Consider the following 4,786-nt stretch of genomic DNA (forward strand, 5'->3'; position numbering starts at 1 on the left):
GCCCACAATGCTTCCCCTGGGGCGAATACCACTCCAGCGTCGTCCTCTCTATCCTCAGATCTTCCCTCAGAAGAGGAGATGTGGGCCATTGTTGACCATCACCTGGTGCGCTATGGCGGCAGCTTCACCCCTCGGCTGATCGAGCGGGCGCGGGGCAGCTACCTCTACGATCGCCAGGGCCGCAAGATTCTTGACTTTACCTCGGGGCAGATGTGCGCCACCCTGGGCCACAATCATCCCGATGTGGTGCAGGCCATTCACAAAGCCTGCGAAGACGTGCTGCACCTGTTCAGCGGCATGCTGTCTCCAGCGGTAGTAGAACTGGCCGACTCGCTCTGTCGGCTACTGCCGCCCACCCTGCAAAAGGCCCTGTTTCTCAACACCGGTAGCGAGGCCAACGAAGCCGCTCTCCGCATGGCCAAGCTGCATACTGGTGGCTTTGAGGTGTTAGGGTTGAGCGCCTCCTGGCACGGCATGACCGCCGGAGCTGGGGCCAGCACCTTTGTCTCGGCTCGCAAGGGCTATGGCCCCACCATTCCCGGCAACCTGGCCCTGCCCACGCCCAACTGCTACCGCTGCCCCATTCGCCACTGCCAAGACCAGTGCGACATGACCTGCCTGGAAGTGGGCTTTGACCTGGTCGATAGCCAGTCGGTGGGGGCCTATGCCGCCGCGATCGCCGAGCCGGTGCTCAGCGCGGGCGGTGTGGTGGTTCCACCCGAGGGCTACTTTCAGCGGCTGCAGGGCTACTGCCAGGAGCGGGGCATGCTGCTGATTTTGGATGAAGCCCAAACCGCCTTTGGTCGCCTGGGCAGCTTCTTTGCCTTCGAACAACTGGGTATGGTGCCAGACATTCTCACGCTGTCGAAGACCCTAGGGGGTGGCCTGCCGCTGGCGGCGACCGTTACCAGCGAGGCGATCGAGGCTGATTGCTACGAGAAAGGCTTTATTTTCTACACCTCCCACGTTTCGGATCCGATGCCAGCGGAGGTGGGACTGGCGGTGCTGCGGGTGCTGACCAACCAAAATCTGGCCGAGCGGGCGGCAACTATGGGGGCCTACTTAAAAGATGGATTGCTCAAGCTGAAGGATCGCTACGAGGCGATCGGTGACGTGCGCGGTCGAGGGCTGCTGCTAGGGGTGGAGCTGGTTAAAGATCGAACCACCCGTGAACCCGACCCCGAAACCGGGGCCGCCATTACCCGTCGATGTCTAGAGCTAGGGCTGAGCATGAACATTACCGCCCTACCCGGCATGGGCAGCGTGTGGCGCATCGCGCCGCCGTTAACCGTTACCCAAGCCGAGCTTGACGAAGGGCTAGCGATTTTGGAACAGGCAATCCGCGATTGTCTGTAGTTGAACGGTAGTGTGAAACTGGCGCAACCGCTGTCTACGTAGCTTAGACTGAATTGCTTCCCACCCGTTCACACACCAAACGTCCATACCGCTGCTGCTGCACCCTCAACAATGAAAATAGCTATAGCCGTTCCCTGAGCGGAGTCGAAGGAACGGCTATTTTTAGAGCAATTCATCTACACTGTCTAACCCCGCACTACTTTCCCCACCATGAAGATTCTGCTGGTTGATGACGAAGTAGAACTGGCCGACCCGCTGAGCCGATTGCTTGGTCGAGAGGGGTACCAGGTGGATGTGGCCACTGACGGAGCAGCGGGTTCCGAGCTAGCCAGCCAGGGCGGCTATGACCTGCTGATTCTCGACTGGATGCTGCCGGGGCTAAGTGGTCTAGAGATTTGTCGACAGGTGCGATCGCGCCACGACAGCACCCCCGTGCTCTTTCTCACCGCCAAAGACACCCTCAACGATCGCGTCGATGGCCTCGATGCCGGAGCCGACGATTACCTGGTCAAACCCTTCGAGCTGCGCGAACTGCTGGCGCGGGTGCGGGCGCTGCTGCGGCGATCGCCCAACCTAGAGGCTTCTCCCTCACCTCGCCTCATTTATGAAGACCTGGTGCTAGACGAAGCCAACCAGCTCGCCCACCGCCAGGGCCAACCCGCTGAGCTTTCCGAAAAAGAAACCCGTCTGCTGGCCTACCTGCTGCGCCACGTTAACCAGGTGCTCACCCATGAGCAAATTTACCAGGGCGTCTGGGGCGATCAGGAAGCCCCCAGCAGCAACGTAGTCGCCGCCCAAATGCGCCTGCTGCGCCGCAAAATCGAACCCAAAGGCACGCCGCCCATTATTCACACGGTCTATGGCAAGGGGTATCGGTTGGGTAGCTAGGGGAATTTTGGATTTTGGATTTGCGATTGGATTGCTGCCATAGCCCAACTCTTTGCTCCACACAGACAAGTCTCCAAAATCTAAAATCGCCAATCCAAAATCGCTCAAAACCTCGACCCCGGCTGCTGCAAAAACTCTGCCTCCTCCGGTGTCGTTTCCCGGCCCAACACCTGATTGCGGTGGGGAAAGCGGCCAAACCGCTGAATCACGTCCCGGTGACGCAGGGCATAGTCAAAGGCAGACTCAAATTTTTCGGGTTGGGTGGCGTGGAGCGATCGCGTCAGTTCCACACTGCGCTCCTGATCGGTCAGGTTCTCGCTGTGCTCCAGAGGCAAGTAAAAAAACATGCGCTCCACCGGCAGCACCTGCTGGTCGTAGCCGCGATCGAGAGCATAGTAGGCGATGTCTAGGGCAGCGCGATCGCCCTCAAAGCAGTGAGCATCGCCGCGAAACAGGTTGCGCGGAAACTGATCGAGCAGCAGCACCAGGGCTAGACAGGATCGGGGCTGCTGCCGCCAAACGTCCAGCTCACCTGCCATTGCCCGGTCAACATCCTCTAAAAACCGCTGCCGAATCGCATCATCAAAGGCCGGGTCTTTCCTAAACCACACCTTGCGCTGCTGGCCATACTCTCCATTGGGATCCGCCGGATCGCCAAACCAAAACCGCAGAATCTCTTCTACCCGCTCCATTGCCTATCTCCCACCCACACACCTACGCACCCACGCTTAGCTCAACACCAGCGGATCCATTGCATAATCCTCCCATCCCTGGTGAAAGCGCTCCGATATATAAGGGGTCAGCACAAACTGCGGCGAGTCTTCCCCGGTGACATCGATCCGCACAAACGAATAGGGCCGTCGCCGCTCGGTTTTGTGACCCGTCAAGCCCATATATAGCTGCGATTTGGCCACCAGCCTAAACGCCACCTGGCCATCGGGATCGGTACCCAGGGGTTCGTAGAGCATGGTGCCTTCGGGCCGCTGTCGCCTGAGGCTGAGACCGCTACCGCCGCAGACCACACAGTTCATGTGGCTGTCGGCATAGCCCGTGGCCTCGGTTTTGAGGTATTCAAAGCAGTGGGCGTGGCCATTGAGCACCAGGTTGACCGGGGAGCGATCGGTACTAATTTCAGGCACTGCCGCCGCCACCTGATCGAGTACCCAGCGCAGGTTTTGGCGAATGGCCATCGTCTGCGCCTGCCCCCATTTGGTGGCCTCCGTCACATAGGGTGGGTGGTGAAAAAAGAGCACTCGCCCCCGCACCGACTTATCCTGCCAGGAGGCAATCAGCCCGTCTCGTAGCCACAGCAACTGCTCGGTGTCAACCAGCGTGGTTGGCCCTGGGTTGGCCTGTTTCTCAATGTCCAGCAGCATTTCCTCTAGCTGCTCGACCTTTGCCTGGAGGTCGTCTAGGCGCTCCTGGGTGTGGGGATCACCGGGCTGTAGGTGAATAGCTTCGTCGCGCACTTGCTGCTGCTCGCGCAAGATAGCCTGTCGCTGGGCCACAAGCTGCTGGTGGTAGTGGCTACTGCCAGCCCGCTGGGGCGATAGCGCCGGGTCGTTAAAGGTGCTGGAGTCGAGGGCAAAGAAATCGATGCTGCCGTAGCGAAAGGTGTAGTAGCGGTTGGGCAGGCGGGTAAACTGCCCCGGCTGGTAGCGCAGCCCCCCAGTTGTCTCGTCCCAAGGGCCGTAGTGGCGATCGAGGTGGGCCGCCAGGTCATCGTCTGACAGCGTCTTCAAATAGTCTAAAAAAGCACGGGCGTAGGCGTCACCCACCCCAGAGCCACGCCAGCCCACATTGGGATTAAGGTTGAGCCGCAGCAGTTTGCGAACAGGCCGACTTAGCTGCACCAAAACACTGTAGAGCCTGGGCAGATTGTAGTAGTCGTGATTGCCCGGTACCGCCAAAAATGGAAAGCGAAACAGCATCTCATCGAAGGCGACCTGACCGGGGCGATCGCCCCCCACCAGCCATTCCCGGTAGGGCTTGATAAAATTTTCTGGGTACTGCTCGCTAGAGCCAACCTGGTACACCACATCGCCCGTGTGCAGCAAAAAGCGGCAGTCTTGTAGGTGGGGCAGCATCTGCTGGGCAATGCGTCGCTGGGGGTGGTGGTCAGGGTGTGGCCCGGAGCCGCTATCGCCAATCACCAAGAACGAGAATTCTCTATCCTCGCTGTGGCCATCCTCTAAAATCAGACGGGTCTGGTCGATATGGCGCTCCCTGAAGGCTGGGTGCTGCCAACAGACGCGCTCCTTCATCTTGGCGACTTTGGTCAAAATGGCTGGATCAAGAATGGAAGCCATGGGTCTGCAGGTAAGTTTGCGTGGCAGTAAACGGCTGGCCTAAAGCAAAAGAGCCCTAAATTCAGGGTAGTCTGACTTTCTTGAAATTGCCGAGTTTAGGGCATAGAAGAGCCTTTTTCAGATAAATCTGCGGTTCTGATGAAAGCCTTACGCTGCAGTCCTGATTCGCCAGCCAGCCTAGTACTCTGCGGCGCAAGTTTAAATACTATTCTCCGGGGGCTAGGGGGCAGGGG

Annotated in this window: 4 protein-coding genes; 2 read left to right on the plus strand and 2 right to left on the minus strand. The window is 59.0% G+C overall.

Translation table 11 applies throughout. The features are described 5' to 3' along the window. Positions 1-78: 78 nt before the first annotated feature. Together IQ273_RS30625 and rppA are read left to right on the plus strand one after the other, a co-directional pair. Positions 79-1,356, plus strand: a complete 1,278-nt coding sequence (locus IQ273_RS30625) for an aspartate aminotransferase family protein (protein ID WP_194026872.1) — start codon at positions 79-81, stop codon at positions 1,354-1,356. Between the two features lie 210 nt (positions 1,357-1,566). Then, entirely contained in the window at positions 1,567-2,244 is a 678-nt protein-coding gene (rppA, locus tag IQ273_RS30630; protein WP_194026869.1) for a two-component system response regulator RppA, read from the plus strand. Between the two features lie 104 nt (positions 2,245-2,348). Here rppA and IQ273_RS30635 read toward each other — a convergent pair whose 3' ends face one another. Next, the gene (locus tag IQ273_RS30635; protein WP_194026870.1) at positions 2,349-2,936 is read right to left on the minus strand and encodes a DUF924 family protein; all 588 of its coding nucleotides are present in this window, start codon (positions 2,934-2,936) and stop codon (positions 2,349-2,351) included. Positions 2,937-2,972: 36 nt separating this feature from the next. Beyond that, positions 2,973-4,553, minus strand: a complete 1,581-nt coding sequence (locus IQ273_RS30640) for a metallophosphoesterase (RefSeq protein WP_194026871.1) — start codon at positions 4,551-4,553, stop codon at positions 2,973-2,975. Positions 4,554-4,786: the final 233 nt, after the last annotated feature.

It is taken from the genome of Nodosilinea sp. LEGE 07298, from assembly GCF_015207265.1.
Lineage (GTDB): Bacteria > Cyanobacteriota > Cyanobacteriia > Phormidesmidales > Phormidesmidaceae > Nodosilinea.